The organism is Burkholderia perseverans, from assembly GCF_022870505.1.
Taxonomy (GTDB): Bacteria; Pseudomonadota; Gammaproteobacteria; order Burkholderiales; family Burkholderiaceae; genus Burkholderia; species Burkholderia plantarii.
Map to the genome: position 1 here is coordinate 1,063,691 of NZ_CP045094.1, position 26,367 is coordinate 1,090,057.

Consider the following 26,367-nt stretch of genomic DNA (forward strand, 5'->3'; position numbering starts at 1 on the left):
CCATCCTCTATCGGGGCCAGGTCCAACCGGACAGGCGCAAACGCCGACACGATGGCATTGGGAGCAGTCATGAATCTGATCGCAAAACTTGAGCAGGAAGAAATCGAGCGCGCGCTCGCAGGCAAGACGATCCCCGAATTCGCCCCCGGCGATACGGTGATCGTGAACGTGAACGTGGTGGAAGGTAACCGCAAGCGCGTTCAGGCTTACGAAGGCGTCGTGATCGCGAAGCGCAACCGTGGCCTCAACTCGTCGTTCATCGTCCGCAAGATTTCGTCGGGCGAAGGCGTCGAGCGTACGTTCCAGACGTACTCGCCGCTGCTCGCGAGCATCGTCGTCAAGCGTCGTGGCGATGTCCGTCGCGCGAAGCTGTACTATCTGCGCGAGCGTTCGGGCAAGTCGGCCCGGATCAAGGAAAAGCTGGTGTCGAAGGATCGCGCCGCGGCCCAGCAGGCGTAAATGCTGTAAGGAAAAAGCACCCACCCGGGTGCTTTTTTATTCCGGCGCGACAATACGGTTCCGTCTGACTTTTCCGCGAGCGAGCCCGTGATACGCCGTCCGATCATCGATCCCGAAGTGCTGCCTGTCGAATCGACCGGCGCCGGCCTGCCGGACGTCCCGCGCGAGGTGCTGACGCCGGCGGGGCTGCGCGAGCGCTTCAGCCAGACCTACGACTGGACGCAGGAAGCCCACGAGGCGCGGCACGTCGATCGCGATCCGCGCGTCGCGGCCGTGCTGGTGCCGCTCGTCGCGCGCGCCGGCGGGCTGACCGTGCTGCTCACGCAGCGCGCCGACCATCTCACCGATCACGCCGGCCAGATCAGCTTCCCCGGCGGCCGCCACGAGCCCGGCGATGCCGACGCGACCGCCACGGCGCTGCGCGAAGCCGACGAGGAAATCGCGCTGAGCCGCGAGCACGTGGAGGTGCTTGGTGAACTGCCCGAATACCTGACCGGCACCGGCTATCGCGTGACGCCGGTGGTCGCCATCGTGCATCCGCCGTTCACGGTGAAGGCCGACACGCTGGAGGTGGCCGAGATCTTCGAGGTGCCGCTCGCGTTCCTGATGGCGCCCGCGCACCACGAGGTGCGTCTCTTCAAATGGGAAGGCGGCGAGCGTCGTTTTTTTGCGATGCCCTATCCGAACGGGCGCGACGGCGGCCATTACTTCATCTGGGGCGCAACCGCCGGCATGTTGCGTAATCTGTACCGCTTCCTGGTCGCGCGCGCCTGAGCCGGCGGCGCCCGTGCATGGCGCGCGGGGGCCGGCCTGACGCATCGGGCGGGTCCGCTGTGCTATCGTTATGTGAAAAATCGTATAACCCAGAACGGCACGGCCTTTCGCATGACTTTCTTTTCGGTTCTCCTCGCCCTCATCATCGAGCAGGTGCGCGCGCTGTCGCCGGGTAATCCGGTATTCGCGCTGTTCCAGTTCCATGCGGAAACCGCGGCGCACGGCTTCGACGCCGGCAAGAAGAAGCATGGCGTGCTGGCGTGGCTGGTGGTGGTGGTGCCGTGGGTGCTGGCCGTCGCGCTCGTCTACTACCTGCTGTTCAAGCTCGGCTTCGCGTTCGCGTTCGTCTGGAACGTGGTGGTGGTCTATTTCACGCTCGGCTTCCGGCAGTTCAGCCATTACTTCACCGACATCCATCTCGCGCTCAACAACGACGACGTGCCGCGCGCGCGCGAAGTGCTCAACGAGTGGACTGGGCTCGATACCGTGGACATGCCGGTCGGCGAGATCGTCCGCCACACGCTGATCCACGCCGTGGTCGCCTCGCATCGCCACGTGTTCGGCGTGTTCTTCTGGTTCGTGCTGCCGTTCGGCCCGGCGGGCGCCGTGCTGTACCGGATCGCCGAATATCTGTCGCGCAGCTGGTCGGTGCCCGGCGACGACCGCACCGCCGCGTTCTCGAATTTCGCCCAGCGGGCATTCTTCGTGATCGACTGGATTCCTTCGCGGCTGACCGCGCTCGGCTTCGCGATCGTCGGCAATTTCGAGGACGCGATCTACGCGTGGCGCAACCACACGCGGCAATGGCCCGACTCGAACGACGGCGTGCTGCTGGCCTCGGGCAGCGGCGCACTCGGCGCGCGACTGGCCGGCCCGCTCGCCGAACCGTCGAGCGTCGACGCGCTCGCGGTCGGCGACAGCGGCCCGCTCGCGGTCGGTGACGACTGCACGCCGCGCACGCTGCAGTCGGCGGTCGGCCTGGTCTGGCGCGCCGTGATCCTGTGGATGATCCTGCTGCTGATGCTGACGCTCGCGGTCTGGGTGTCGTGACCGCGCGGCGCGAGAGGCGCCGCGGAAAGTGGAAAAGCCGGCTTGCGAGCCGGCTTTTTCGTTGATGGCGCCGTAGCGCGCGAGCATCGCCGGCCGGCATGCGTCAGCCGTCGCCGGGCGCCGCCTCGTCGTCGCGCGGGTCGCGGATCCGCGCGCATCGCCAGCAGGCCGTGAACTGGGCTTCGAGCAGCTCGCCGCAGCCGCCGCAGCGCCAGCGCGACGCGCCGGCGGGCGGCCCGGCGGTGGCCGCCGCGAGCAGCCGCCGAGCGAGTGCGGTATCGCGCTCGTCGTGCAGCCAGATCTCCGGCGCGCACTGATCGGGCGGCAGCCCGCCGAGCGCGCCGGTGGCGAAGCGGTTGTGCAGTTCGCAGCCGACACCGGCCGTGCTCAGCACGTTGACCCAGTGGTGGGCGGTGGCGAGGTCGGGGGCCGTGAAGCGCATCGCGGGGGCGGCGGAGCGGGCGGCGTGCTCAGCGCACGATCTGGCTCGCCTCGTGGACGAGCTGCGCGTAGAGCGCGTGGCGCGACTTCGCGATCCGCCCGTCCTCGACGGCGGCGAGGATCGCGCAGCCCGGCTCGTGCAGGTGATGGCAGTTGTAGAAGCGGCAGTCGGCCAGCAGCGGCCGGAACTCCGGAAACGCGCGTTCGAGCCGGCCTTCCGTCAGGTGGTAGAGCCCGAACTCCTGGAACCCCGGCGAATCGATCAGCGCGCCGCCGTCGGCGAGCGGATAGAGCCGCGTGAAGGTGGTGGTGTGCCGGCCGCTGTTCAGCGCCGCCGAGATCTCGCGCGTGGCCGCCTCGGCCTCGGGCACGATCAGGTTCACCAACGTCGACTTGCCCATCCCCGACTGGCCGAGCAGGATCGTCGAATGACCGGCCAGGCGCGGCATCAGCTGCGCGAGCGTGGCCTCGGGCGCACCCTTCACCGATACCTCCACCACGTCGTAGCCGAGCGCGCGGTACGGCGCGAGCCGCTCGCGCGCGACCGGCAGCGCGGCCTCGACGTCGATCTTGTTGAGCACCACGATCGGCTTCAGCTCGTTGGCCTCGGCCGCGATCAGCGCGCGGCCGAGCAGGTCCTCGCTGAAATACGGCTCGGTGGCGAGCACGATCAGCAACTGGTCGAGGTTCGCGGCGAACAGCTTCGACTTGAACTGGTCCGAGCGGTAGAGCAGGTTGCGGCGCTCGCCGATCTCGACGATCACGCCCTGGTCGGCCGAACTCTGCTCGTAGAACACGCGATCGCCGACCGCGACCTCGCTCTTCTTGCCGCGCGGGAAGCATTGCAGCATCGGGCCGCCGTCAGCCGGCGCGACGAGGTAATGGCGCCCGTGCGCGGCGATCACGCGCCCCTCGAGGCGCCCGCCGGGCGAGCCCGCTTTGGCCGGCCGGGCCGGCGCGTTCTGGCGGCCGCGCGTCATGCGTGCTGCATCAGGCGATCGATCCGCTGCGAGGCCGGCGGATGCGAGTAGTAGAACGCGGTGTAGACGGGGTCTGGCGTCAGCGTCGAGGCGTTGTCCTCGTAGAGCTTCACGAGCGCATTGACGAGATCCTGCTTGTCGGTCTGGCTGGCCGCGAACGCGTCGGCCTCGAATTCGTGCTTGCGCGAACTGAGGCTGCCTAGCGGCGTGACGAAGAACAGGAACACCGGCAGCGCGAGGAAGAACAGCACCAGCGCGAGGCCCGCGTTGCTGCCCGCCATCGACGGCAGCGCGCCGAGCCCGGTGTAGAACCAGACGCGGCCCGCGAGCCAGCCGAGCAGCGCGAGCAGCACGAGGCTCAGCGCGAACGCGACGATCATCCGCTTCAGCACGTGGCGCAGCTTGAAGTGGCCGAGCTCGTGGGCCAGCACGGCCTCGATCTCGCTGCCGGACAGCCGTTCGAGCAGCGTGTCGAAGAACACGATGCGCTTGGTCGCGCCGAAGCCCGAGAAATAGGCGTTGCCGTGCGCCGAGCGGCGGCTGCCGTCCATCACGAACAGCCCCTTCGCCGCGAAGCCGCAGCGCTTCATCAGGCCTTCGATGCGCGAGCGCAGCGCCTCGTCGCTGAGCGGTTCGAACTTGTTGAACAGCGGCGCGATGAAGGTGGGGAAGATCACCTGCCCGACCAGCTGGAACGCGATCCAGACCGCCCAGGCCCACAGCCACCAGAGCGGGCCGGCGCGGTTCATCAGCCACAGCACGACGAACAGCAGCGGCAGGCCGAACGCGGCGCCGAGCAGCGTGCCGCGCACGAGATCGGTGAAGAACAGCTTGCGCGTCATGCGATTGAAGCCGAAGCGGCTCTCGACGCCGAACTGGCGATAGTAGTTGAACGGCAGCTCGACGGCGCTCGTGATCAGCAGCACGATCACGATCAGCGCGATCTGCTGGCCGTAGCCGGCGCCGAGCCAGCCGCGCAGCGCGTGATCGAGCGCGCCCACGCCGCCCAGCAGCGTCAGCGCGATCAGCACCACGGCGCTGGCGACCACCTCGAGCATCGCCAGGCGTGTGCGTGCCACGGTGTAGTCGGCCGCGCGCTGGTGCGCGTCGAGCGCGATCGTCTCGCGGAACTGCCCCGGCACGCTGGCGCGATGGGCGGCGACGAAGCGGATCTGGCGCGAGGCGAGCCAGAGCTTGGTGCCGACCATCGCGAGGATGGCGGCGGCGAACAGCAGGGTGAACGGTTGGGCGGACATCGGAGGGAGCCAGTGGTATCTATGCGAGAATTATATGTTCTTGCGGTCGGGGCCCGCTCATCGGTCTTCGGCTGCCTTGGCGGCGCATTCGCCACCGCCGATTCTCCAGGAAAACCGTATGACCGATACCCCCGAATCCGCCGGCCAGAGCACGCTCGTGCGCAACGAACTGAACCTCGTCTGGCTCGACATGGAAATGACGGGTTTGAACCCGGATAGCGACCGCATCATCGAGATCGCCGTGGTCGTCACGAACTCGACGCTCGACAAGGCCGTGGAAGGCCCGGTGCTCGCGATCCACCAGAGCGACGAGACGCTCGCGAAGATGGACGCCTGGAACCAGTCGACGCACGGCCGTTCGGGCCTGATCGACCGCGTGCGCGCCTCGACCGTGAGCGAGGCCGACGCGGCCGCGCAGATCGAGGCGTTCCTCGCGCAGTACGTCTCGCCGGGCAAGTCGCCGATGTGCGGCAACTCGATCTGCCAGGACCGCCGCTTCATGGCGCGCTGGATGCCCGAGCTCGAACGCTTCTTCCATTATCGGAACCTCGACGTCAGCACGCTGAAGGAACTGTGTCGCCGCTGGCAGCCGGCCGTCTACAAGGGCTTCCAGAAGCGCGCGATGCATACGGCGCTGGCCGACATCCACGAGTCGATCGACGAGCTCAAGTACTACCGCGAGCATTTCCTGATTCCGGCGGCGAGCACGGCGCCCGACGGCGTCTGACGCTTCCTGCCGTGACGGCGGTGGTAGCGCGCACGGCAGTGGCCGCGCCGATGCCGCCGCGCCGCTCATGCTGCCGCGGCCAGAGCGCTCGCCCGGGCCGCCCCGGGCGTCACGCCTCGCGCGGCGGTCGCTGCGCGCTCCTGGGCCGGAACGCGGCCGTCACCTCGGGCCGCGTCTCGATGTAGGGGCCGCCGATCAGGTCGATGCAGTACGGCACCGCGGCGAAGATGCCCGGCACCATCACCGCGCCGCCGGTGTCGCGCAGCCCTTCCAGCGTTTCCCGGATCGATTTCGGCTGTCCCGGCAGGTTGATCACGAGCGCCGCATGGTCGGCCGTCTCGCGGATCACCGCGACCTGCCGCGAGAGGATCGCGGTCGGCACGAAACGCAGGCTGATCTGGCGCATCTGCTCGCCGAAACCGGGCATGTCTTTCGTGGCGATCGCCAGCGTCGCCTCCGGCGTCACGTCGCGCCGCGCCGGGCCGGTGCCGCCCGTGGTCAGCACCAGGTCGCAGCCGGCCACGTCGATCAACTCGACGAGCGTGGCCGAGATCAGGTCGGCCTCGTCGGCGATCAGGCGCGTCTCGGCGCGCCACGGCGAGGTGAGCGCGCCGCCGAGCCAGCTTTCGAGCGCCGGGATGCCCTGATCCTCGTAATCGCCGCGGCTCGCGCGGTCGCTGATCGACACGAGGCCGACGATCAGTTCGTCGGGGTGCTTACGCTTGGTCGTCGTCATGGTCGTCGTCTTCGTCGTCGCGATCCTCGTCGCGCTCGCCGTCGGCCTCGCCCGGCGTGCCGCTCGCGGTCTTGATCCACTGGAACAGCTCGCGGAAGTAGCGCGGCGGCTTGCCCTGCTCGGCTTCCTTGCGCGCATTGCGGATCAGCGTGCGGCCTTCCTGCACGTCGGCGGCCGGATAGTTGCGGATGAAGGCAGTCAGCGCGTCGTCGGTGGTGAGCAGCTGGTCGCGCGTGCGCTCGATCCAGTGCAGCCGCGCGGTTTCGGCCTTGTTCACGCCGCGCTGCGCGTCGAGCGCGGACTGCAGCGCCGCGATCTCGGGCTCGGTCAGCGCGCGCATCACCTTGCCGATGTACTGCAGCTGGCGGCGCTTGCCTTCGTGGTCGGTGATGCGGCGCGCCTCGCGCACGGCGTCGCCGAGGCTCTCCGGCATCGGCATGCGCTTGAGCGCATCCTTCGGCAGTTCGACGAGATCGCGGCCGAGCTGCTGCAGCGCGTGCATTTCGCGCTTGAGCTGGGACTTGCTGGGGCGGTCGTAGCCGTGGTCGTCGTCAGTGGCGGCGGCGGGCTCGATCGGTTGGATACGGGTTTTGCGGTTCATGGGCGAGATTGTATCGCGCCGCGAGCCGCCGCCGGTCGCGCGGATGGGGCGGCACCGATAGGTGGCGGGGGCTGGACCTTGTTATGATCGCGGGATACGCCAATTTCGAAACAAGCGGGTGCCCGCGCCCGCCACCGGATATCACGACGATGCCTGCCCATATCGACGCACCCGCGCGCCATTTCCCGCACACGCAGGAGCAACTGAAAGAAATCGCCTCGGACATCCTCCGGCACGCGAAGGCGCTCGGCGCGACCGACGCGGCGACCGAAATCTCGGAAGGCGACGGCCTGTCGGTGTCGGTGCGGCGCGGCGAAGTCGAGACGATCGAGCACAACCGCGACAAGATGGTCGGCGTCACGGTGTTCATCGGCAAGAAGCGCGGCAACGCCAGCACCTCGGACTTCTCGTCGAGCGCGCTGAAGGACACGGTCGCGGCCGCCTACAACATCGCGCGCTTCACGGCCGAGGACGATGCGGCGGGCCTCGCCGAAGCCGAGCTGCTGGAGACGGCGCCGCGCGACCTCGATCTCTACCACCCGTGGGCGCTCAGCGCCGACGAGGCCGTCGAGATCGCGCGCCGCTCGGAAGACGCCGCGTTCGCGGTCAGCCCGCAGATCCGCAACTCGGAAGGCGCGAGCGTGTCGGCGCAGCATTCGCAGTTCGTGCTGGCCACCTCGCGCGGGTTCCTGGCCGGCTACCCGTATTCGCGTCACTACGTGGCCTGCGCGCCGATCGCCGGCAGCGGCCGCAACATGCAGCGCGACGACTGGTACAGCTCGAAGCGCAACGCCGACGAGCTGGCCAGCCCCGAAGCGGTCGGCCGTTACGCGGCCGAGCGTGCGCTGGCGCGGATGGGCGCACGCCGGCTCGACACGCGCAAGGTGCCGGTGCTGTTCGAGGCGCCGCTCGCGGCGGGCCTGCTCGGCGCGTTCGTGCAGGCCACCAGCGGCGGCGCGCTCTATCGCAAGACCACGTTCCTCGTCGACAGCCTCGGCAAGCCGGTGTTCGCGCCGCACGTGCAGGTGGTCGAGGATCCGCACGTGCCGCGCGCGATGGGCAGCGCGCCGTTCGACGAGGAAGGCGTGCGCACGCATGCGCGCAGCGTGGTGAAGGACGGCGTGGTGGAGGGCTACTTCCTGTCGACCTATTCGGCGCGCAAGCTGAAGACGCAGACCACCGGCAACGCCGGCGGCTCGCACAACCTCGCGCTGCGCAGCACGAATACGAAGTCGGGCGACGACTTCGACGCGATGCTGAAGAAGCTCGGCACCGGCCTGCTGCTGACCGAACTGATGGGGCAGGGCGTGAACTACGTGACGGGCGACTACTCGCGCGGCGCGGCGGGCTTCTGGGTCGAGAACGGCGTGATCCAGTACCCGGTGGAGGAGATCACGGTGGCGAGCACGCTGCAGGAGATGTTCCGCCACGTCGTCGCGATCGGCGCCGACACGATCGTGCGCGGCACCAAGGAAACCGGCTCGGTGCTGATCGAGCAGATGACGATCGCCGGGCAGTAAGCGCCGCGCGGGCTTGCCCGCGTTCGGCTGAAACGAAAAGCGCCGCTCGCAGCGGCGCTTTTTGCTGTGCGCGAGAGCGGGTGGCGGGCGGCGCTCAGGGCGCCGGCGCGCGCGTATAGACGACGAACGCGTAGTCGAAGTCGTTCGGCGCGGCCGCGTGATGGCGCTCGCGCGACAGCTCGCGCCACTGCGCCGGATCGGGCGCCGGGAAATGCGCGTCGCCGTCGAAATCGGCGTCGATCTCGGTGACGATCAGCTTGTCGGCGTCGTGCAGCCCCTCGGCGTACAGCTGTGCGCCGCCGATCAGGAACGCCTCGGGCGCGCCGTCGCGCGCGGCGGCCGCGAGCGCCTCGGCCAGCGAGTTGACCACGTCGCAGCCGTCGAAGCGCCGCGCCGCGTCGCGCGTGACGACGATGTTGCGGCGCCCCGGCAGCGGCCGGCCGATCGACTCGTGGGTCTTGCGGCCCATCACGATCGGCGCGCCCATCGTGGTGCGCTTGAAGAACGCGAGATCCTCGGGAAGCTTCCAGGGAAGCTGGTTGTCGCGGCCGATCACGCCGTTGCGGGCGCGCGCGACGATCAGGCTGAGGGTCGTCATGGGGAATCCGGGTGCGGGCGGGAAAGCGCCCGATTCTACCGGATCGCCGGACGCGGCCGCTTGCTGCCGGTCGGGGGCGTTTCCGCGGCTGCGGCCTTGGCGTGGACGTGCCGCGAACGTCAGGGGCACCACGCCGGATGCGTCGCGCGATCGAGGTGGCGCTGCTGCGCCGTCGCGGGCGCCTGTACGAGGCCGCGTGCGAACTCGGCGTGTCGCGCGTGGCGCCGTACCGGCTGATGCTCGCGCCCGGCATGCGCGAACGCGAGCCGGGCGGCGCGGCCGGGCTCGCGGCGCCGGCTGCCGGCTGAGCGGCGCGAGGCTTGTTAGAATCGGCGGGTGTGGCCGCGCTCGCGGCCGAAGGAACCCGCATGAAACAGTATCTCGATCTCGTCCGCACCATCCTCGACACCGGCTCCTGGCAGGAAAACCGCACCGGCGTCCGCACCATCGGCATCCCCGGCGCGATGCTGCGCTTCGACCTCCAGCAGGGCTTTCCGGCCGTCACGACCAAGAAGCTCGCGTTCAAGTCGGCGATCGGCGAGCTGGTCGGCTTCCTGCGCGCCTCGCGCAGCGCGGCCGAATTCCGCGCGCTCGGCTGCAAGGTCTGGGACGCCAACGCGAACGACAACGCCGCCTGGCTCGCGAACCCGTACCGTACCGGCGTGGACGACCTCGGCGACGTGTACGGCGTGCAATGGCGCAGCTGGCCCGGCTACAAGGTGCTCGACGCGCAGGCCACGGCGCAGGTCGAGGACGCGCTCGCGCGCGGCTACCGGATCGTCACGCGCTTCGATGAAGCGGGCGCGCAGAAGGTGCTGCTGCACAAGGCGATCGACCAGTTGCGCGACTGCCTCGACACGATCATGCGCGACCCGTCGAGCCGGCGCATCCTGTTCCACGGCTGGAACCCCGTGAAGCTCGAGGAAATCGCGCTGCCGGCCTGCCATCTGCTCTACCAGTTCCTGCCGAACCTGGCGAAGCGCGAGATTTCGCTCTGCCTGTACATCCGCAGCAACGACGTGGGCCTCGGCACGCCGTTCAACCTCACGGAAGGCGCGGCGCTGCTGGAACTCGTCGGCCGGCTGACGGGATACCAGCCGCGCTGGTTCAGCTATTTCATCGGCGACGCGCACATCTACGAGAACCAGCTCGACATGCTGCGCCAGCAGCTCGAGCGAGAGCCCTACGAGAGCCCGCGCCTCGAGATCGCCGAGCGCGTGCCCGACTACGCGAAGACGGGCGTCTATGCGCCCGAATGGCTGGAGCGGATCGAACCGGCCGATTTCTCGCTGGCCGGCTATCGCCATCACGCGCCGCTGACGGCGCCGATGGCGGTCTGAACGGCGCGCCGGGCGCAGGCCGCCCGGCATCGGAGAGCGCAAAAAAAGCCCGCGCCAGGTCGGCGCGGGCTTTTTGCTGCCGGTTCCCGCCCGGACGTATCGGGAGCGGGGCCGCGTGCGATGCGCGGCCGGCGGCGGTGACGGTGAAGGCGTCGATCAGCCGTGCGCGGGGTGCCCCGGGTGCGGTGCCTCCTGCGGATGCGGCTGTGCCGGCGCCAGGCGCGGCGCTTCCATGTGCGGCGGCGCCACGTGCTGCGGCTCCATGCGAGGCTGCGGTTGCGGCTGGGGGCGCTCGAAATGCGGCTGCGGCGGCGCTTCCATGCGCGGCGCCTGCTGGCGCGGTGCCTCGACGCGAGGCTGCGGCTGCGGGCGTTCGAAGCGGGGTGCCTCGACGTGCGGCTGCGGGGGCGCCATATGCGGCGGCTGGCCGAAATCGGGCCGGGGCGCGTTGACGTGCGGCGCCTGCTGCTCGACGCGCGGCTGGGTCGGGACGTGCATGCCCGGTGCCGCGTGCGGCGTCTGGTTCGGCGCGAAGTCCTGGCCGCCCCGCGGGACCGGTACCCCGTTGACGCGCGGCTGCACGTTTTGCACGTTCTGGCCGGTTTGCTGGCCGAAGTTCGGATGCGGCTGGCCGCCGGGGATCGCGCCGCCGTGCTGGCCCGGCGCGTCGTTGCGCGGGAAGCCGCCGTTGGCGTGCTGCTGCGCGATCGGCGCATGCGGCCGGGTCCACGCGGGCTGGCCGCTGCCGGCCGCCTGTCCGGGCTGCTGCGCGCCGCCCGGCTGCCGCGATTCGGCGGGCGGGCGCGGCACGCCGTTGCCCGGCGTCGCGGCACCTGGCCGTGCGAAGCCGGCGGCGGGCATGCCGTTGCCCGGCATCGCGGCCGCCGGCGGCGTGCCCGGCCCGGGATGCGCCGCCGGTCCGCCGCGGCCCGGCTGCAGCACCGGCCCGTGCGGGTTCACGAGCTGCACGTTGTGCATCGCCCACGGGTTCCGGCCGCCGTTCGGCGCGCCGCCGCCCGCCACCGGACGGACCGGCCGCGCCGCGTAGTTCGGCGGCGTCGCGGTGCGGATCACCGGCGCGCCCGCGCCCGGCACGCTGCCGCCGTGGCGTGCGTACTGCAGCGCCTGCTGGTCGTGGAACGCGGCCGGTACGGCCGGGTTGCGGGTGGCCACGATCGGATGCGCGAACGCGGCCTGCGGCGGCCGGTAGGCCGCGTTGCGCAGGCCGCCCGAGAAGCTCTGGCGCACCGGCGCGACGCCGGGCGCGCCCGCGCCGATGCGCGCGTTGCGCCACTGCTGCGGATCGACGTGCTGCGCGAAGTGCGCGACCGGCTGCCCGTGCATGAACGCCGTCGCCGGCACGGCGGTGATGGCGTTGCGCACGTGGTAGTTCACGTAGGTGTTGTGGATGTTGGTGATGTTGACGGTCCGGTTGACGAACACTGGCCGGTTCACGCGTTCGTAGTAGCGCGGGCTCCAGCCCTGCCAGCCGGGATGCCAGACCTCGCGCGGGCCGAGCGGGAACCACGCGATGCCGGCGGCGAGCGCGCCGCCCGCGGCCAGTCCGACGCTCCAGTCGAAGCCGCCGCCCCCGCCGCCGACGAAGGCCACCAGCGCCGGCGCGTAGCAGGGCGGCGCGGCCGGTACGATCGGGCCGGGCACCCAGCCCCAGCTGTTGTCGACATAGGCCCAGCGGCCGTAGTGGTAGGGCGCGAAGCCCCACGGCGCGTCGTCGACCCAGGTCCAGCCCCACGGTGCCTGCCAGATCCAGTGGCCGGTGTGATAGGGCGCCCAGCCGGCCGGCACGCTGTTCGGCGTCCAGACCGCGCCGTACTCGGGCGTTTCGTGCCAGCTGCCGTTCGCGTCGAGATCCTGGTAGCCGGGGATTTCGCGCGACACGTAGCGGGCCGAGACCGAGCGGTCCTCGGCCGCGTCGCGCGCACCGCCCCACTGGTCGAACGCATCGGGCGCGGGCGCGGGCGCCGCGCCGCTGCCGGCCGTCTGCAGGGCGGTGCCGGTGAACGTGACCTGCTGGCCGGGGCCGACCGGCATCTGGCCGTTGTCGCCGTACACGGTCGCGCTGCCGCTGCGCACCGTGACGGTGGTCGAGGCGCCGTTCGGCGCGACGTCGACGCGGTAGTCGCCGGCGCCGTTGATCGCGAGCGCGAGGTTCGGCGTGTCGATTTCATAGGCGCTGCCGGGCGGCACTTCGCGCACGTGCGTCGACAGCGTGCCGAGCGCGACCTTCAGCTGCGCGTTGCTGTCGTCGAGGTTCAGGAGCGCGAGCGAGGTCGACTGGTCGAGCCGCACCGCGGTCGAGCCGATATGCATTTCCGAGCGGCCGCCGCGATCGTTCCAGAGCTGGTCGCCGGTGGTCAGCGGGCGGTTCACGGCGGCATAGGACCAGTCGCTCGCGCCGGCGGGTTCGGTCGTCACGGGACCAGACAGGTAGTCGAGCCGCGCCACGCGCGAGGGCGGGTCGCCGCCCGGCTGCTGCGTGGCTGGCGTGGCGGCCGCGTTGGGCACATCGGGCGGAGTCTGGGCGAGCGCGCGCGGCGCGGTGGCGCCGAGCGCCGTGAACGCGGCGAGAGCGAGCGCGGCCAGTGCGGTCGGCGAAGTGGACAGGAACGAAGCGCGGCGTGATGTCATGTTGAACTCGTTGTTCGATATCCGGCGCGGCGGCGCACCGGTGACGTCACTCTACCCGCGCCCGATGTTTCCGGACGCCGGCTTTTGTAATGCGACTCGCGATCGCTGTAACAAAGCATGTCGCCGCGCGCGATTCGTCAACGGCCTGCAAAGCCGCCGTCAACGGCCGGTAAGCAGGCGCTCGAACTGACGCTGTCCTTCGGGCGTGACGCGCAGGATGCGCGGCTTGCCGGCGGACTCGACCCAGCGCTGCGCGCGGAACGCGTCGAGCAGCGCGGCACCGAGCGCGCCGGCCAGATGCGCGCGCCGCTCGCTCCAGTCGAGGCAGGTGCAGGCGAAGCGCCGGCGGCGCTGCCGTTCGCCGCCGAGATCGATGCGCCAGCGCGCGAACTGCGCCGCGCCGGCCGGCGTGACCTCGACCTCGCGCGCCTCGGCGGTCAGCCAGCCGGCATCGAGCATGCGCTCGTAGAGCTGCACCGCGAGTTCGCCGGCCATGTGGTCGTAGCAGGTGCGCGCATGGCGCATCTCCATCGGCACGGTGCGCGCGGGCCGGGGCGCCTCGCGCGGCCGCGCGGGCGCGGCGGCCTGCGCGAGATTGGCGAGCGCCTCGATCGAGGCAGCGACGTCGGGCGACGCGATCCGGTAATAGCGGTGCCGGCCGCGCACTTCGGGCGTGAGCAGGCCGCCGTCGGTCAGGCGCGCGAGATGCGCGCTGCCGGCCGACGGCGAGAGCCCGGCGATCTGCGTGAGCTCGCCGGCCGGGCGCGCGCTGCCGTCCATCAGCGCCCACAGCATGGCCGCGCGGCCCGGGTCGGCGAGCAGCGCGCCGATCCGGCTCAGGCCGGGAAAGTGCGGGTCGGTGGCGATCATGATCGGGTTCCACGGGAAAGGGATAACGGCAGTGTAGGCGCGGCGCGGATTCGATGATTCGGCCCGACGTGAAACGTCGAATGCGCGCCGGCCGCCGGATGCGCCGCGTAGAATGCGTCCCATCCGGAGCGAGACGAGGAAACGATCATGCGGAAACTGACGAAGGCATGGCTGACGGCGCTGGCCGTGGCGTTCGTCTGCGCGGGCTGCGCGAACGGCGGCGCGGCCGGCGGCGACGCCGGCAACGGCAGCATCGAGATGTACGGCACGATCGACCAGGGAATCAGCGTCCACAACTGAGTCCTGCAAGTACCTCGGCGGGAACCCGCCGACAAGAACAACGCGGCAAAACAAAGCGGCACGCGGCACATCGTCGCGGCCCCGTATAATCGGCGCATCCACACGATACCGCCCGAAACGGAGCCCAAGATGTCGAATTCCTCGCCCACCGCGCCGCTCGATCGCTCCGAGACGGTGTTCCGTTTCCTCGCCGAGCCGACCTCCGTGAACTTCGGCGGCAAGGTCCACGGCGGTGCGCTGATGAAGTGGATCGACGAGACCGCCTATGCCTGCGCGGCGATCTGGTCGAGCCGCTATTGCGTGACCGTCAGCGTCGGCAACATCCGTTTCCAGCGGCCGATCCTGGTCGGCAACCTGGTCGAGCTGAAGGCGCGCGTGGTCGCCACGGGCCGCACCAGCATGCACATCCACGTATCGGTCCACGCCGGCGATCCGAAAGGCGGCGTGCTGCGCCAGACCACCGACTGCCTGGTGGTGTTCGTGGCCGTCGACGAGAACGGCAACCCGCTGCCGGTGCCGCCGTTCGTGCCCGCCACCGACGAGGAGAAGCGCCTCGCGCAGTACGCGATGGACGTGCGCGCGGCGCTCGACAAGATCGTCGAACTGAAGCCCGAGGAAGTCGCGAAGGGCACCGTCTGAAACGGCCGGGGCCGGCGCGCGCGATGACGCGCGACGCCGGCCCCGGCCATCTCGCCGTGCTGCCCGGCGTTACCGGACGGCGGCATCGAACATGCCCGCTCAGGGCTTGCCGATCATCTCGGCCGGCTTCACCCACTCGTCGAACTGCGCGTCGGTCACGTGGCCGAGCGCGAGCGCGGCGGCCTTCAGCGTGGTGCCGTCCTTGTGCGCCTTCTTCGCGATCTGCGCGGCCTTGTCGTAGCCGATGTGCGGATTGAGCGCCGTCACCAGCATCAGCGATTCGTTGAGCAGCGTGTCGATGCGCGAATGGTTCGGCTCGATGCCGACCGCGCAGTGGTCGTTGAAGCTGAGCGCGCCGTCGGCCAGCAGCCGCACCGACTGCAGCACGTTGTGCGCGATCATCGGGCGGAACACGTTCAGCTCGAAATTGCCGCTCGCGCCGCCGAAGTTCACCGCCACGTCGTTGCCGAACACCTGGCAGCACAGCATCGTCACCGCTTCCGACTGGGTCGGGTTCACCTTGCCCGGCATGATCGAGCTGCCCGGCTCGTTTTCCGGGATCGACAGCTCACCGAGGCCGCAGCGCGGGCCGCTGGCCAGCCAGCGCACGTCGTTGGCGATCTTCATCAGGCTCGCGGCGACCGTCTTCAGCGCGCCATGCGCGAACACCAGCGCGTCGGCCGCGGCCATCACCTCGAACTTGTTGGGCGCCGTGACGAACGGCAGCCTGGTGAGCCGGCCGATCTCGTCGGCCACCGCCACCGCGAACTTCGGATGCGCGTTGAGGCCGGTGCCGACCGCGGTGCCGCCCTGCGCGAGTTCGTACAGATGCGGCAGCGTCGATTCGACGTGGCGGATGCCCTGGTCGAGCTGCGCGACGTAGCCCGAGAATTCCTGGCCGAGCGTGAGCGGCGTGGCGTCCTGCAGGTGCGTGCGGCCGATCTTGACGATCGCGGCGAACGCCTTCGACTTTCCGTCGAGTGTCGCGCGCAGGCGCTTCAACGCCGGCAGCAACTGGGTGTGGATCGCGAACGCGGCGGCGATGTGCATCGCCGTCGGGAACACGTCGTTCGACGACTGGCCGCGGTTCACGTCGTCGTTCGGGTGGACCTTGCGCGACTCGCCGCGCACGCCGCCGAGCAGCTCGCTCGCGCGGTTCGCGATCACCTCGTTGAGGTTCATGTTGGTCTGCGTGCCCGAGCCGGTCTGCCAGACCGCGAGCGGGAACTCGTCCGGGTGCCGGCCGGCGATGATCTCGTCGGCGGCGGCCACGATCGCGTTCGCCTTGTCGTCGGGCAGCACGCCAAGCTCGCGGTTGACGCTGGCCGCCGCGCGCTTGATCAGCGCGAGCGCGTGGATCAGCTCGGGCGACTGCTTTTCGGTCGAGATCTTGAAGTTCTGCAGCGAACGCTGCGTCTGGGCACCCCACAGGCGGGCGTCCGGCACCGCGATTTCACCGAACGTGTCGCGTTCCATCCGTACTGCTTCGCTCATCTTGATGACTCCGTCACTGAAAAAATGGCCGTGCCGCGCGGGGCGCGGCACGCAAGCGTAGGTAGGGACGGGCGCCGTTCTGACGACGGCGTCCAGAGGCGACAAGCATAGCGCCGCGCGCGATTTTACGTCGGCTCGCGGCGCACGGGGGGGCCGGCGCGGCGCACGCGCCGTCAGCGGCCGGCGGCCAGCATCGCGGTCTTGCGGTGGAAGCGCCACGTCATCAGTACCGCGACGCTCGCGAGGCCGGCCGCGAGCCCCCACCAGAGCCCGCGCGCGCCGAGCCCGACGTGGAACGCGAACCAGTAGCCGACCGGGAAGCCGATGCCCCAGTAGCCGACCGTGGCGGCCAGCATCGGCACGCGCGTGTCCTTGAGGCCGCGCAGGCAGCCCGAGCCGACCGTCTGCATGCCGTCGACGATCTGGAACAGCGCGGCGATGCCGAGCAGCGTGGTGGCCAGCGCGATGGTGCGCGCGTTGGCCGGATCGTCGAGGCGCAGGTAGAGCCCGACGATCGCGTGCGGCGCGACGATCATCACGAGTCCCGACAGCGACATGAACGCGACGCCGAGCCCGATCGCGACGAAGCCAGCGTGGCGCGCGGCGAGCGGCGCGCCGGCGCCGATCCAGTAGCTCACGCGCACGTTGGCGGCCTGGCCGATCGCGAGCGGCACCATGAACGTGACCGAGGCGATGTTCAGCGCGATCTGGTGCGCGGCCAGCGACGATTCGCCGAGCACGCCGATCGTGAGGCCGGTGGCGAGGAACAGCGTCGATTCGACCCCGTAGGTGATCGCCACCGGCCAGCCGATCCCCACCAGCTCGCCCATCATCGGCAGCTTCGGGCGCGAGGCGGCGACGAACCGGCGATAGGTGGGACGGCCGTGCAGCAGCAGCACCAGCGAGATCGCGGTGAGCCAGATGGTGATGGTGGTGGCCGCCGCCGAGCCGAGGAAGCCGAGCCGCGGCAGCCCGAACGCCCCGTGGATCAGCCCGTAGTTCAGCACCGCGTTGACGCCGACGCTCGCGATCGATACCCACAGCAGGCGTCGCGCCGCGCCGATCGCCGGCAGGAACGAGCGCATCAGGCCGACGCCGATCAGGCTGCCGGGCGCGGCCAGGCTCAGCACGCGCGTGTATTCGCCGATGTGGTGGGCCAGCATCGGCGGCTCGTGGAACATCAGCAGCAGCGGCTCGGCGCACAGCAGCACCACGATCGCCGGCAGCGACAGCAGCAGCGCGAGCGCCACGCCGGTCCAGTAGATGTGCGGAATCCGGCTGTCGTCGCGCGCGCCGCGCGCATGGGCGACGCTGACGCTGACCGAGGTCAGCACGCCCTGCAGTACCGTGACGGCGACGAAGAACAGCGTGGCGCCGAGCCCGCCGGCGGCGAGCGAGTCGGGGCCGAGCGAGCCGAGCAGCACCGTGTCGGTGACGCTCATCGCCATCTGCGAAAGCTGTGCGATCGCAAGCGGCGCGGCAAGACGGGCGGTGTCGGCGGCGTGGCGGGAAAAGGAGGGCGGCGCGAGGGCGGCGCGTGAGAAGTCGTGGCGCGACATGAGCAGTGCGCGCGAATGCGGGCCCGCGCGGCATTGTTGTACTGAGACGGCAAGCTTACGGGTTTCGCCCCCCGCTGTCGAATCGACCGGTTGGGGAGCTTGAGGTGCCGTCGTTTCAAGCCGTCGTGCCGACGCCGGACGTGCATCGGCGGTTCATACCGACGCCCGCGGCGGGGAGAGGAATCGACCCTAAGCGCCGTGGACGGCGATCCGGGTGTCCTCGAACAGCACCACCTGGCCCGCGCGGATCTTGCAGGTCTTGCGCAGCTCGACGGCGCCGTCGACGCGCACTGCGCCCGAGGCGACCAGCACCTTGGCGGAGCCGCCGCTGTCGGCCACCCCGGTGATCTTGAGCAGGTTGTGCAGTTCGACGAATTCGCCGGTCAGCGTGAAATCCAGATTGGGCATCGAATGACATGCACGAAAGGCGCGCATGAGTAAAAAAGACAAGGCTTCGCATCATAAGCCAGCGCGATCGCGGCGGCGAGTGCCGCGTGAGGCCGGCGCCGGCGGCTCCCGTCGATACCGCGCGAAGCCCGCCGTAGCGGGCGCGGCGGCCCATCGAGGGCCGCTCGCACCGCGCCCGCGGCGTGCCGGCGCCGGATCGGGAACGAACGCTGCGTGACATGAAGCGCCGGAATCGACGACGCAAGCGCGATCGCGTGGGCGGCGACGGGCGCGGATGCGCCGGCCGCGAGCCCGCCCGACAGCGGGGGCGCGTCGGGCAAGTCCCGACGATGACGGCAACGCCGGCTTGCCGGCCCGGCCGGCCGCCGGCATTCCATGAACCTGCCGCCCGTTGCGGCGGCGTGACGCGACTCGCGGCAGAGCCGTGTCCCATCCAACCGAGGAGAAATGTCATGTCTGGAATTCGTATGAAGCTGATGAGCGCGCTTGTCGTGACGACCATGGCGTTCGGCGCGACCGCCGCAATGGCCCAGGCGGGCGGTGGGGCGGGCGGTGGCGCCGGTGGGGCGGGCGGTGCCGGAGCAGGTGGCGCCGGAGCGGGTGGCGCCGGCGCGGGTGGGGCCGGTGGTGGCGGCGGCGGCCCGGCCGGCAGCGGTCCGTCGGGCGGCGCCGGCATGAACGCCGGCGGCGGTACCGACGCGGCACCGACCGCGCCGGGTACTGGTCCCGGTGCCGGCGGCACGGGCGCCAAGCATTCGATGAAGTCGCATGCGAAGACGCGCGCGAACAGTTCGATGCACGGCGCGAAGTCGAAGGCGGGCGATGCCGTGAACGGCAATACCAACGGCACGTCGCCGATGGCGGCGCCGGGCGGCAACGGCTCGCAGTCGCAATAAGCGCCGCGGGCGTCGACTGCCGTCGTGCTGAACACGGCGCGTGTTTGCGCCTGAACCGTCGTGATTGGCCACGGAGCAGCGGGCCGGATTCCGCGTCGAGCGGGCCGGCCCGTTTCCGTTTACTGAATGCCGCGTGCTGAAAGGGCCGGCGCGGGGCCGGGCGGGCCCATCCGGACTCGACTGCGCCAGACGCGCGAGCGCACCCGCCGGCGCGATTACGGCCGGCGCTGCTGGTTCTGCTGGACCGGCGCCTTGGCCTGCATCGGCGCGGCCACCAGGAAGATGCCGCGCAGCCAGCCGGCAAGCCGCGAGAAGATGTCGTAGGGTTCCTCGACGAAGATCTCCGGCTTCAGCAGGCGCAGATATTCCATGATCTGCTGGGCTTCCTGCTTCTGGAACGAGCCGTGCGAGATGCCGAGCCGCAGCAGCCCGCGCAGTTCGCCGAGCTTCTCGCGCGCGAGGCTGCCCACGCTCATTTCGCAGGCGAGCTTCGCCTCGTAGACGCGCTGGCGCAGCGATTCGGCGAGCCGCCATGCGGGCGTCTGCATCCGTTCCTCGAGTGTCTGGATGTCGTGGACCGCCGATTTGATCTGCGCGGCGAGCGGCTCGATCTGGGCCGGATCGCCCTGCGCTTCGGTGACGAGCGCGGTGGCCCAGTCCTGGCAGGCCTTGACGAGTTCGTCCGGGGTCCATTCGCTGCGCGACGCGAAGCCGAATCCAAAGGTCTCCGCCTGCCGCATCATGATCGCGAGCACGTCGGGGAATTCCTTGTCGAGTGTGCGTTTCGCCCACGCGTACTGGCCGCCCTGCAGCATCCGCTGCACGGCGTTTTCGGTCAGCGGCACCATGTTGTCGAGCAGCTTGGCGCGCAGGAAGTCTTCGAACGACGGCGTCGCGAACTGCGGATCGAGCTTCTGCGACACGCGCACGAAGGCCTCGAAGTCCTTGCGCAGCGACGTAATGGTGTCGTCCTTGATCGACAGGGTGATCTGTCCCATGAATCTCTCGAAGCGCGTGGGCGGCCGACGCCCGCGACGCGCCGGCCCGTGCCGCCCGCGTGGAGCGGTGCGTTCGCGCGCGGGCGGGATGCCGCGCGCCGGCCGGCCCGGTCGCGATCGGCGCCAGGGTGGTTTTCCTCTTATATCGGCGGCCGACGAAGAAACTTGAGGGCGGCGATTCAGCATTCGTGAGGAAGTCGCGGGCTGGCCGCATCCGGGCCGCCCGCGTTGTGCTTCGCGTCAGGTCGGCACCTCAGGCCGGCAGCCAGCGCGGCATCACGATGCCCTGCCAGACGAAGAACACGGCCAGCCCGACCGCGATCGTCAGCAGCGGGCGGCGCGTGGTGGCCGACACCAGCACGGCGGCCAGCGCGCCGATCAGCTGCGGGTTGCGCCAGCCCAGTTCGAGGCCGCCGCCGTGCGGCGCCACGGCCATCGGCACGGTGATCGCGGTCAGCACGGTCACGGGCACGAAGCCGAGCGCGGTGCGCACGAGCGGCGGGAATACCAGCCGCTCGCCGAACAGGAACAGCGTGGTGCGGATCGCGTAGGTGACGGCGGCCATGCCGAGGATCAGCAATACGTAGCGCATCACGAGGTGGCCTCCTCGCAGGCGCGGCTGCGCGCACGGGCGACGTCGCGCAGCGACAGCGCGACGCCGACGGCGACGCCCGCGGTCACGGCCGCGAGCAGGCCGAGCTTGTACGGCAGCGCGTGGCAGAGCTGCGCGATCACGCCGGCGGTGGCGGCCGCCGCCAGGTAGCGCAGCGCGACGAGCTGCGGCACCACGATCGCGATGAAGGTGGCCGCCATCGCGAAATCGAGCCCGAGCGACTGCAGGCCCGGGAACGCGGCGCCGAACAGCAGCCCGATGATGGTCCAGAGCTGCCAGTTCAGGTACATCGCGACGCCGGAGCCGAGGAAGTAGTGCGGGCCGATCTCGCCGGGCTGGTGGTGGCGATAGCGCGCGTAGACCACCGCGAACACCTCGTCGGTCATCACGGCGCCGAGCGTCGCGCGCCAGCGCAGCGGCAGGTGGGCCACGTAGGGCGCGAGCGTGGCCGAATAGAGGAGGTGGCGCAGGTTCACCACGAAGGTGGTGGCGACCACCACCAGCGCGCTGGCGCCGCCGGCGATCAGGCCGATCGCGATGAATTGCGCCGAGCCGGCGAACACGGCGAGCGACATCAGTTCGCCGTGCCACCACGCGAGCGGGCCGGCGGTGACGAGCGTGCCGAAGATCACGCCGAACGGCGCCGCGCCGACCATCATCGGAAACGTATCGCGTGCGCCATCGGCGAATTCGCGCAGTGGCGGCCGAGCGGCGGGAGAGCTGGAGTGAGACGGGTTCAACGGTGATTCCTCCTGGACCACGGAGGATAGGGGCGCGCGGCGCGGCGGTCTTGTACGTTCTTGCGCGACGACACGGCAGCGCATCGGCATGGCGCCGCGCGGCCCGCTGGCGTGGTTTATTTCCGGGTGCCCTGCCAGCGGCCCGGCGGCACCCCGAACATGCGCTTGAAGTGCCGCGTGAAGTGGCTCTGGTCGACGAAGCCGCTGGCCGCGGCGACCTGCGCAACCGGCGCGCCCGCGCGCAGCGGCGCCAGCGCGCGCTGGATGCGCAGCTGGTTGCGCCACGCGTGCGGCGCCATGCCGGTCGCGCGCGTGAAGAGCCGCGCCGCATGGAACGGCGACAGGCCCACTGCCTGCGCGAGTTCGGCCAGCGTGACGGGCGCCGTCAGGTCGGCCGCGAGCCATTCGCGCATGCGCGCGATGCGCGGCTCGTCGGCGGCCGGCACCGCGGCGCGCGGCCGCTCGATCGCATGACGGACCAGCAGCGTGGACAGCGCATCGAGCATCGCCATCTCGGCCGCGAGCGGGTCGGCGTCCACGGCGGGGGCGGCCAGTTCGACGCGGACCTCCGGCGGCGCCTCGTCGCCGGGGTGCGCGATATCGATGCCGCTCGCCTCGAGCAGGCGATACGCGAGCAGCAGCCGATGGGCGAAGTCGGCGTCGCCGATCGCGTCGTCGGGGAACCAGGGCACCGGCTGCGGTTTGCCGGCGATCTCGTCGGCGAGGGCGCGCAGGAAGTCGATCGGCACGTAGGACACGCGATAGCGCCAGCCGTCCTCGGTGGCGCGCGAGCCGGTGTGGATCTCGCCGGGATTGATCACCGGCACGCTGCCGGTGTCGGCCAGGCGCCGGCCGCCGCGATAGGTGTAGCGCTCGGCGCCGGTCTCGATCACGGGCAGCGTGTACGCGTCGTGCCAGTGCGGCGGGAACGTGTGGTCGCGGTAGGTGGCGGTCACGAGGTCCGCGCCCGGCAGCAGCGGCGTGCGCCAGTAGCGGGCGGCGTCAGGGAGGCGGACGGAGCGCATGGCCGGGCGGAGCGGTGGCGGCGGGCGCCGCTTACTTGAGCGGAATCGGCGTGCCGTCCGGCACGGGCACCGCCGTCACGCTGTTCTTCGCGCTGCCGCTCACGATCCGGTCGCTATAGGTCAGATAGACGAGCGTGTTGCGCTTGCGGTCGACCACGCGCACCACGTGCAGCGTCTTGAATACGAACGACAGCCGCTCGTTGAACACGTCGGTCTGCTGCTTGAGCGGCTGCGTGAAATGGATCGGGCCGACCTGGCGGCACGCGATCGACGCCTCGGTCGGATCCTCGGCGATGCCGAGGCTGCCCTTGATGCCGCCGGTACGCGCGCGCGACACGTAGCAGGTCACGCCCTGCACGAGCGGATCGTCATAGGCTTCGACGACGACGCGGTCCGAGCCGGTCAGGCGGAAGTTCGTGTTGACGCTGGCGACTTCCTCGGCATGGGCGGCGAACGGAATCAGCGAGACGGCGGCGCAGGCCGCGAGGGCGGCGGCGAAATGACGGTTCATGGGCGGCGGGCGCGAGGTGCGGGCGGAGAGCGACAGGGAGTTCGACTCTAGCACGGCCGGTGAGGGCGGACGGCATCGCCATGGCAGCATGGAAACGGGCGGCATCCCCCGTTTCCGTTGCCGCTCGACTCGACGCGCCGTCATCGAAATATCGATATCGAAATGCCAAAGCAAAAAGGCCCGTCGAATGACGGGCCTTTCGCTGTCTGGCTCCCCGACCTGGGCTCGAACCAGGGACCTACGGATTAACAGTCCGGCGCTCTACCGACTGAGCTATCGGGGAATAAATCGGTACTGCGTTTGTTCTCGATACAGAAACCGGCTGGCGATGCCACGCTGGCCTCTGCATTTTTTGGCTCCCCGACCTGGGCTCGAACCAGGGACCTACGGATTAACAGTCCGGCGCTCTACCGACTGAGCTATCGGGGAACAAACAGCAGAGAAACGAGATTCTATGGGGCGGTGCCGGGGGTGTCAAGCCCTCGCGCCAAATTTCTACGCGAGCTTAGCCGGCCGTTGGCCGGCCGCGACACGCTTCGGGAGATCAGCGTTCGAGCAGATGGAGCTTGTCCTGCACGTCCTTCCACTCGTCGGCGTCGCCGGGCGCGGGCTTGGTCTTCGTGATCGACGGCCATGCCTTCGCCAGCTCCGCGTTCAACGGCGTGAACTGCTGCTGATCGCCAGGAACGTCTTCCTCGGCATAGATCGCATTGGTCGGGCACTCGGCCACGCACACGGCGCAGTCGATGCATTCGTCCGGGTCGATCGCGAGGAAATTGGGACCTTCACGGAAGCAATCCACCGGGCATACATCGACGCAATCGGTGTATTTGCACTTGATGCAGCCTTCGGTCACAACGTGAGTCATTCAAAACGCTCCTGCTTGGCGAATATGTGTGTGGGGGAGGCGAGCTTTGCGCCAAATATGCCATTGTAACTGAAGCGGAAAACCGGTATCGAGCCGGCCTGAAGCGGTCTTATATCGTTTCGTGATTAGTTTATGTCGGACCGAGGTCGCTGCGACGAAGTGTCCCTCCTCGCATTCGGGTAACATGCGGCAGGCAGATCGGGCAGCGCGCGGGCGCGCTGCCGCCGCCGGGCTCGGCTCGCCCCGGGCACCGCTGCTCCCGCTGATCCCGTTTTTGGCAGTCCCGAATCATGATCATTACCTCGCTGCTCGACACCGATCTGTACAAGTTCACGATGATGCAGGTCGTCCTGCATCATTTTCCCGCCGCCAACGTCGAATACCGCTTCCGCTGCCGCACGCCGGACGTCGATCTCGTCCCCTACATCGACGAGATCCGCGACGAGGTGCGCGGGCTCTGCCATCTGCGCTTCACCGACGCCGAGCTCAACTACCTGCGCCAGATGCGGTTCATCAAGAGCGATTTCGTCGATTTCCTCGCGCTGTTCCACCTGAGCGAGAAGTACATCGAGATCTCGCCGTCGCCGAAGGGCAACGGCGAGATCGACATCGCGATCCGCGGCCCGTGGCTGCACACGATCCTGTTCGAGATCCCGGTGCTGGCGATTGTCAACGAGGTCTATTTCCGCAACACGCAGAGCGATCCCGACTACGGCGAAGGGCGCGGGCGGCTGCGCGAGAAGATGAAGCTGCTCGGCGCGCGGCCCGAGTTCGCCGACTGCAAGATCGCCGACTACGGCACGCGCCGCCGCTTCTCGAAGGTCTGGCACGAGGAGGTCGCGCTGACGCTGCGCGACGGGCTCGGCGAGCAGTTCGCCGGCACCAGCAACGTCTATTACGCGATGCGGCACGGCATCACGCCGCTCGGCACGATGGCACACGAATACCTGCAGGCCTGCCAGGCGCTCGGCCCGCGGCTGCGCGATTCGCAGATCTACGGCCTCGAGATGTGGGCCAAGGAATACCGCGGCGATCTCGGCATCGCGCTGTCGGACGTCTACGGCATGGACGCGTTCCTGCGCGACTTCGACATGTACTTCTGCAAGCTGTTCGACGGCGCGCGCCACGATTCCGGCGACCCGTTCGAATGGGGCGAGCGCATGCTGCGCCATTACGAGGCGAACCGCTGCGACCCGCGCACCAAGGCGCTGGTGTTCTCCGACGCGCTCGACATCCCGAAAGTGCTGCAGCTCTACGAGCGCTTCCGCGACCGCTGCAAGCTCGCGTTCGGGGTCGGCACGAACCTGACCAACGATCTCGGCTACCGGCCGCTGCAGATCGTCATCAAGATGGTCCGCTGCAACGGCCAGCCGGTCGCGAAGCTGTCCGACTCGCCGGGCAAGAGCATGTGCGACGACAAGGCCTATCTCGCCTACCTGCGCCAGGTGTTCGGCATCGCGCAGCCGGTCGAGGACGACGCGGGCAAATAAGCGGGCAGGTAAGCAAGCAAGTAAGCGGACGGCACGATCGGCGCTCCCGGCCGTTCGGCCGGCCGGCGCCGTCGCGCGCGAGGGCGCCGTTATAATCGAACCCGATCGTTCGTCATCGCCACGCTCACGAGGACCGCTCATGGACACGTCGGCCGCCCGCCGCAACATACTCGCGCGCATCCGCGCCGCGCAGGGACGCCCCGCCGAGCCCGAAGCCCACGAACGCGAACAGGCTGCCGACTATCTGGCGCGCCACCCGGCCGGCCCGCGTCCGCCGATGCCGGCCGACCCGGCCGCGCTGGCCGGGCGTTTCGCCGAGGAAGCCGCGCGCATGTCCACCACCGTCGCGTTCGTCGACACGCTCGACGCGGTGCCGGCCGAGGCCGCGCGCTACCTGCGCGAGCAGGCACTGCCGCTGCAGGCGATCGCCTGGCGCACGCTCGACGGCCTCGACTGGCAGGCGGCCGGCCTCGAGGTCGCGCCGCGCAAGCCCGTCGACGGCGATCTGGTCGGCATCACCGGCTGCTTCTGCGCCACCGCCGAGACCGGCTCGCTGGTGCTGCTGTCCGGCCCGGATACCTATGCATCGGCCGCGCTGCTGCCGGAGACGCACATCGTGGTGGTGCCGGTCTCGCGGATCGTGGCCGGCCACGAGGATGCGTTCGCGCTGATCCGCGCGGAGCGGGGCGAGCTGCCGCGCGCGGTCAACCTGGTGTCGGGGCCGTCGCGCACCGGCGACATCGAGCAGACCATCGTCCTCGGCGCGCACGGTCCGTATCGCGTTCACGCGATCCTCGTGCGCGGCGCATGACGGCCATCGCGCGG

General features: G+C 69.9%; 29 protein-coding genes and 2 tRNA genes. 12 read left to right on the forward strand and 19 right to left on the reverse strand.

Features of this window, described 5'->3' with window-relative positions; all coding sequences use genetic code 11:
* The first annotated feature begins 69 nt into the window (after positions 1-69).
* From rplS to BpN12_RS19355, 3 genes are all read left to right on the forward strand, one after another.
* Positions 70-459, forward strand: coding sequence for a 50S ribosomal protein L19 (gene rplS, locus BpN12_RS19345; protein WP_012734977.1), 390 nt, complete (start codon positions 70-72; stop codon positions 457-459).
* An 87-nt stretch (positions 460-546) separates the two neighbouring features.
* Positions 547-1,233, forward strand: coding sequence for a CoA pyrophosphatase (locus BpN12_RS19350; RefSeq protein WP_246797091.1), 687 nt, complete (start codon positions 547-549; stop codon positions 1,231-1,233).
* A 111-nt stretch (positions 1,234-1,344) separates the two neighbouring features.
* Complete coding sequence (locus BpN12_RS19355; RefSeq protein ID WP_042624184.1) at positions 1,345-2,283, forward strand: CobD/CbiB family protein; 939 nt, start codon at positions 1,345-1,347, stop codon at positions 2,281-2,283.
* Positions 2,284-2,386: 103 nt separating this feature from the next.
* Here BpN12_RS19355 and BpN12_RS19360 read toward each other — a convergent pair whose 3' ends face one another.
* Genes BpN12_RS19360 through BpN12_RS19370 form a run of 3 tightly spaced genes read right to left on the reverse strand, consistent with a single transcriptional unit; the run spans position 2,387 to position 4,960 of the window.
* Positions 2,387-2,725 carry a putative signal transducing protein gene (locus BpN12_RS19360; protein ID WP_246797092.1) on the reverse strand — a complete coding sequence of 113 codons (339 nt, stop codon included), beginning with the start codon at positions 2,723-2,725 and terminating at the stop codon, positions 2,387-2,389.
* Between the two features lie 28 nt (positions 2,726-2,753).
* Positions 2,754-3,704, reverse strand: coding sequence for a ribosome small subunit-dependent GTPase A (gene rsgA, locus BpN12_RS19365; protein WP_246797093.1), 951 nt, complete (start codon positions 3,702-3,704; stop codon positions 2,754-2,756).
* Entirely contained in the window at positions 3,701-4,960 is a 1,260-nt protein-coding gene (locus tag BpN12_RS19370) for a M48 family metallopeptidase (protein WP_246797094.1), read from the reverse strand. Before BpN12_RS19370 ends, rsgA begins: the two co-directional genes overlap by 4 nt.
* 118 nt (positions 4,961-5,078) lie before the next feature.
* On the opposite strand from BpN12_RS19370, the gene orn reads away from it, so the two are divergent.
* Positions 5,079-5,687 (forward strand): oligoribonuclease, encoded by a 609-nt coding sequence (gene orn, locus BpN12_RS19375; protein ID WP_246797095.1) that lies wholly within the window; start codon positions 5,079-5,081, stop codon positions 5,685-5,687.
* A 109-nt stretch (positions 5,688-5,796) separates the two neighbouring features.
* Here orn and mog read toward each other — a convergent pair whose 3' ends face one another.
* The gene (mog, locus tag BpN12_RS19380) at positions 5,797-6,423 is read right to left on the reverse strand and encodes a molybdopterin adenylyltransferase (protein ID WP_246797096.1); all 627 of its coding nucleotides are present in this window, start codon (positions 6,421-6,423) and stop codon (positions 5,797-5,799) included.
* Complete coding sequence (gene yjgA, locus BpN12_RS19385; RefSeq protein WP_246797097.1) at positions 6,404-7,024, reverse strand: ribosome biogenesis factor YjgA; 621 nt, start codon at positions 7,022-7,024, stop codon at positions 6,404-6,406. Before yjgA ends, mog begins: the two co-directional genes overlap by 20 nt.
* A gap of 149 nt (positions 7,025-7,173) precedes the next feature.
* Between yjgA and pmbA the strand changes: the two genes are divergently transcribed.
* Positions 7,174-8,544: a metalloprotease PmbA gene (gene pmbA / locus BpN12_RS19390; RefSeq protein ID WP_246797098.1), complete on the forward strand. Its 1,371-nt coding sequence runs from the start codon at positions 7,174-7,176 to the stop codon at positions 8,542-8,544.
* Positions 8,545-8,638: 94 nt separating this feature from the next.
* On the opposite strand, the gene BpN12_RS19395 is transcribed toward pmbA, so the two are convergent.
* Positions 8,639-9,142 (reverse strand): dihydrofolate reductase, encoded by a 504-nt coding sequence (locus BpN12_RS19395; RefSeq protein ID WP_246797099.1) that lies wholly within the window; start codon positions 9,140-9,142, stop codon positions 8,639-8,641.
* A 137-nt stretch (positions 9,143-9,279) separates the two neighbouring features.
* On the opposite strand from BpN12_RS19395, the gene BpN12_RS19400 reads away from it, so the two are divergent.
* Both BpN12_RS19400 and BpN12_RS19405 read left to right on the forward strand, forming a co-directional pair.
* Positions 9,280-9,450, forward strand: coding sequence for a hypothetical protein (locus BpN12_RS19400; RefSeq protein ID WP_425306352.1), 171 nt, complete (start codon positions 9,280-9,282; stop codon positions 9,448-9,450).
* Between the two features lie 60 nt (positions 9,451-9,510).
* Complete coding sequence (locus BpN12_RS19405) at positions 9,511-10,482, forward strand: thymidylate synthase (protein WP_246797100.1); 972 nt, start codon at positions 9,511-9,513, stop codon at positions 10,480-10,482.
* 156 nt (positions 10,483-10,638) lie between these two features.
* Here BpN12_RS19405 and BpN12_RS19410 read toward each other — a convergent pair whose 3' ends face one another.
* Both BpN12_RS19410 and BpN12_RS19415 read right to left on the reverse strand, forming a co-directional pair.
* Positions 10,639-13,131: a DUF6600 domain-containing protein gene (locus tag BpN12_RS19410; protein ID WP_246797101.1), complete on the reverse strand. Its 2,493-nt coding sequence runs from the start codon at positions 13,129-13,131 to the stop codon at positions 10,639-10,641.
* A gap of 159 nt (positions 13,132-13,290) precedes the next feature.
* Positions 13,291-14,001, reverse strand: coding sequence for an ArsR/SmtB family transcription factor (locus BpN12_RS19415; protein WP_246797102.1), 711 nt, complete (start codon positions 13,999-14,001; stop codon positions 13,291-13,293).
* A 147-nt stretch (positions 14,002-14,148) separates the two neighbouring features.
* Here BpN12_RS19415 and BpN12_RS19420 point away from each other — a divergent pair, with 147 nt between their 5' ends.
* On the forward strand, positions 14,149-14,301 hold the full coding sequence (locus BpN12_RS19420; protein ID WP_246797103.1) for a hypothetical protein: 153 nt from the start codon (positions 14,149-14,151) through the stop codon (positions 14,299-14,301).
* 129 nt (positions 14,302-14,430) lie between these two features.
* The gene (locus tag BpN12_RS19425) at positions 14,431-14,940 is read left to right on the forward strand and encodes an acyl-CoA thioesterase (RefSeq protein WP_042624197.1); all 510 of its coding nucleotides are present in this window, start codon (positions 14,431-14,433) and stop codon (positions 14,938-14,940) included.
* Positions 14,941-15,039: 99 nt separating this feature from the next.
* Here the strand turns inward: BpN12_RS19425 and fumC are convergent, their stop codons facing one another.
* The 3 genes from fumC to BpN12_RS19440 all read right to left on the reverse strand — a co-directional run bounded on the left by fumC (position 15,040) and on the right by BpN12_RS19440 (position 18,401).
* Positions 15,040-16,434: a class II fumarate hydratase gene (gene fumC, locus BpN12_RS19430; RefSeq protein ID WP_246797104.1), complete on the reverse strand. Its 1,395-nt coding sequence runs from the start codon at positions 16,432-16,434 to the stop codon at positions 15,040-15,042.
* 173 nt (positions 16,435-16,607) lie between these two features.
* Positions 16,608-17,993 carry an MATE family efflux transporter gene (locus BpN12_RS19435; RefSeq protein ID WP_246797105.1) on the reverse strand — a complete coding sequence of 462 codons (1,386 nt, stop codon included), beginning with the start codon at positions 17,991-17,993 and terminating at the stop codon, positions 16,608-16,610.
* 189 nt (positions 17,994-18,182) lie between these two features.
* A complete protein-coding gene (locus BpN12_RS19440; protein WP_012734995.1) occupies positions 18,183-18,401 on the reverse strand; it encodes an RNA-binding S4 domain-containing protein in 219 nt (72 codons plus the stop codon).
* 452 nt (positions 18,402-18,853) lie between these two features.
* On the opposite strand from BpN12_RS19440, the gene BpN12_RS19445 reads away from it, so the two are divergent.
* Positions 18,854-19,297, forward strand: a complete 444-nt coding sequence (locus BpN12_RS19445; RefSeq protein ID WP_246797106.1) for a hypothetical protein — start codon at positions 18,854-18,856, stop codon at positions 19,295-19,297.
* 215 nt (positions 19,298-19,512) lie between these two features.
* On the opposite strand, the gene BpN12_RS19450 is transcribed toward BpN12_RS19445, so the two are convergent.
* From BpN12_RS19450 to fdxA, 8 genes are all read right to left on the reverse strand, one after another.
* A complete protein-coding gene (locus BpN12_RS19450) occupies positions 19,513-20,295 on the reverse strand; it encodes a DUF4088 family protein (protein WP_246797107.1) in 783 nt (260 codons plus the stop codon).
* Between the two features lie 253 nt (positions 20,296-20,548).
* Complete coding sequence (locus BpN12_RS19455; protein WP_042624202.1) at positions 20,549-20,887, reverse strand: AzlD domain-containing protein; 339 nt, start codon at positions 20,885-20,887, stop codon at positions 20,549-20,551.
* Entirely contained in the window at positions 20,887-21,648 is a 762-nt protein-coding gene (locus BpN12_RS19460) for an AzlC family ABC transporter permease (protein WP_246797108.1), read from the reverse strand. Before BpN12_RS19460 ends, BpN12_RS19455 begins: the two co-directional genes overlap by 1 nt.
* A 116-nt stretch (positions 21,649-21,764) precedes the next feature.
* Positions 21,765-22,673: a helix-turn-helix transcriptional regulator gene (locus tag BpN12_RS19465; protein ID WP_246797109.1), complete on the reverse strand. Its 909-nt coding sequence runs from the start codon at positions 22,671-22,673 to the stop codon at positions 21,765-21,767.
* A 31-nt stretch (positions 22,674-22,704) separates the two neighbouring features.
* Positions 22,705-23,184: a CreA family protein gene (locus BpN12_RS19470; protein WP_246797110.1), complete on the reverse strand. Its 480-nt coding sequence runs from the start codon at positions 23,182-23,184 to the stop codon at positions 22,705-22,707.
* Positions 23,185-23,391: 207 nt separating this feature from the next.
* Positions 23,392-23,467: transfer RNA gene (locus BpN12_RS19475), tRNA-Asn, on the reverse strand.
* Positions 23,468-23,537: 70 nt separating this feature from the next.
* A tRNA-Asn gene (locus tag BpN12_RS19480) sits at positions 23,538-23,613 on the reverse strand.
* 115 nt (positions 23,614-23,728) lie between these two features.
* Entirely contained in the window at positions 23,729-24,052 is a 324-nt protein-coding gene (fdxA, locus tag BpN12_RS19485) for a ferredoxin FdxA (protein ID WP_025098982.1), read from the reverse strand.
* 290 nt (positions 24,053-24,342) lie between these two features.
* Here fdxA and pncB point away from each other — a divergent pair, with 290 nt between their 5' ends.
* Both pncB and BpN12_RS19495 read left to right on the forward strand, forming a co-directional pair.
* Entirely contained in the window at positions 24,343-25,542 is a 1,200-nt protein-coding gene (gene pncB, locus BpN12_RS19490; RefSeq protein WP_246797111.1) for a nicotinate phosphoribosyltransferase, read from the forward strand.
* A gap of 139 nt (positions 25,543-25,681) precedes the next feature.
* Positions 25,682-26,353 carry a LutC/YkgG family protein gene (locus BpN12_RS19495; protein ID WP_246797112.1) on the forward strand — a complete coding sequence of 224 codons (672 nt, stop codon included), beginning with the start codon at positions 25,682-25,684 and terminating at the stop codon, positions 26,351-26,353.
* Positions 26,354-26,367: the final 14 nt, after the last annotated feature.

Excerpts from the sequence above, each read along its gene's own strand:
- BpN12_RS19465 (WP_246797109.1), bottom strand. The coding sequence starts at position 22,673 with ATGCGCTCCGTCCGCCTCCCTGACGCCGCCCGCTACTGGCGCACGCCG.
- BpN12_RS19445 (WP_246797106.1), top strand. The coding sequence starts at position 18,854 with ATGTCTGGAATTCGTATGAAGCTGATGAGCGCGCTTGTCGTGACGACC.
- BpN12_RS19410 (WP_246797101.1), bottom strand. The coding sequence starts at position 13,131 with ATGACATCACGCCGCGCTTCGTTCCTGTCCACTTCGCCGACCGCACTG.
- yjgA (WP_246797097.1), bottom strand. The coding sequence starts at position 7,024 with ATGAACCGCAAAACCCGTATCCAACCGATCGAGCCCGCCGCCGCCACT.
- BpN12_RS19455 (WP_042624202.1), bottom strand. The coding sequence starts at position 20,887 with ATGCGCTACGTATTGCTGATCCTCGGCATGGCCGCCGTCACCTACGCG.
- BpN12_RS19425 (WP_042624197.1), top strand. The coding sequence starts at position 14,431 with ATGTCGAATTCCTCGCCCACCGCGCCGCTCGATCGCTCCGAGACGGTG.
- BpN12_RS19420 (WP_246797103.1), top strand. The coding sequence starts at position 14,149 with ATGCGGAAACTGACGAAGGCATGGCTGACGGCGCTGGCCGTGGCGTTC.
- pmbA (WP_246797098.1), top strand. The coding sequence starts at position 7,174 with ATGCCTGCCCATATCGACGCACCCGCGCGCCATTTCCCGCACACGCAG.
- BpN12_RS19415 (WP_246797102.1), bottom strand. The coding sequence starts at position 14,001 with ATGATCGCCACCGACCCGCACTTTCCCGGCCTGAGCCGGATCGGCGCG.
- BpN12_RS19370 (WP_246797094.1), bottom strand. The coding sequence starts at position 4,960 with ATGTCCGCCCAACCGTTCACCCTGCTGTTCGCCGCCGCCATCCTCGCG.
- BpN12_RS19450 (WP_246797107.1), bottom strand. The coding sequence starts at position 20,295 with ATGGGACAGATCACCCTGTCGATCAAGGACGACACCATTACGTCGCTG.
- BpN12_RS19435 (WP_246797105.1), bottom strand. The coding sequence starts at position 17,993 with ATGTCGCGCCACGACTTCTCACGCGCCGCCCTCGCGCCGCCCTCCTTT.
- BpN12_RS19440 (WP_012734995.1), bottom strand. The coding sequence starts at position 18,401 with ATGCCCAATCTGGATTTCACGCTGACCGGCGAATTCGTCGAACTGCAC.
- rsgA (WP_246797093.1), bottom strand. The coding sequence starts at position 3,704 with ATGACGCGCGGCCGCCAGAACGCGCCGGCCCGGCCGGCCAAAGCGGGC.
- BpN12_RS19360 (WP_246797092.1), bottom strand. The coding sequence starts at position 2,725 with ATGCGCTTCACGGCCCCCGACCTCGCCACCGCCCACCACTGGGTCAAC.
- BpN12_RS19405 (WP_246797100.1), top strand. The coding sequence starts at position 9,511 with ATGAAACAGTATCTCGATCTCGTCCGCACCATCCTCGACACCGGCTCC.
- BpN12_RS19395 (WP_246797099.1), bottom strand. The coding sequence starts at position 9,142 with ATGACGACCCTCAGCCTGATCGTCGCGCGCGCCCGCAACGGCGTGATC.
- fumC (WP_246797104.1), bottom strand. The coding sequence starts at position 16,434 with ATGAGCGAAGCAGTACGGATGGAACGCGACACGTTCGGTGAAATCGCG.
- BpN12_RS19400 (WP_425306352.1), top strand. The coding sequence starts at position 9,280 with ATGCGTCGCGCGATCGAGGTGGCGCTGCTGCGCCGTCGCGGGCGCCTG.
- BpN12_RS19355 (WP_042624184.1), top strand. The coding sequence starts at position 1,345 with ATGACTTTCTTTTCGGTTCTCCTCGCCCTCATCATCGAGCAGGTGCGC.
- rplS (WP_012734977.1), top strand. The coding sequence starts at position 70 with ATGAATCTGATCGCAAAACTTGAGCAGGAAGAAATCGAGCGCGCGCTC.
- orn (WP_246797095.1), top strand. The coding sequence starts at position 5,079 with ATGACCGATACCCCCGAATCCGCCGGCCAGAGCACGCTCGTGCGCAAC.
- BpN12_RS19495 (WP_246797112.1), top strand. The coding sequence starts at position 25,682 with ATGGACACGTCGGCCGCCCGCCGCAACATACTCGCGCGCATCCGCGCC.
- mog (WP_246797096.1), bottom strand. The coding sequence starts at position 6,423 with ATGACGACGACCAAGCGTAAGCACCCCGACGAACTGATCGTCGGCCTC.
- pncB (WP_246797111.1), top strand. The coding sequence starts at position 24,343 with ATGATCATTACCTCGCTGCTCGACACCGATCTGTACAAGTTCACGATG.
- fdxA (WP_025098982.1), bottom strand. The coding sequence starts at position 24,052 with ATGACTCACGTTGTGACCGAAGGCTGCATCAAGTGCAAATACACCGAT.
- BpN12_RS19470 (WP_246797110.1), bottom strand. The coding sequence starts at position 23,184 with ATGAACCGTCATTTCGCCGCCGCCCTCGCGGCCTGCGCCGCCGTCTCG.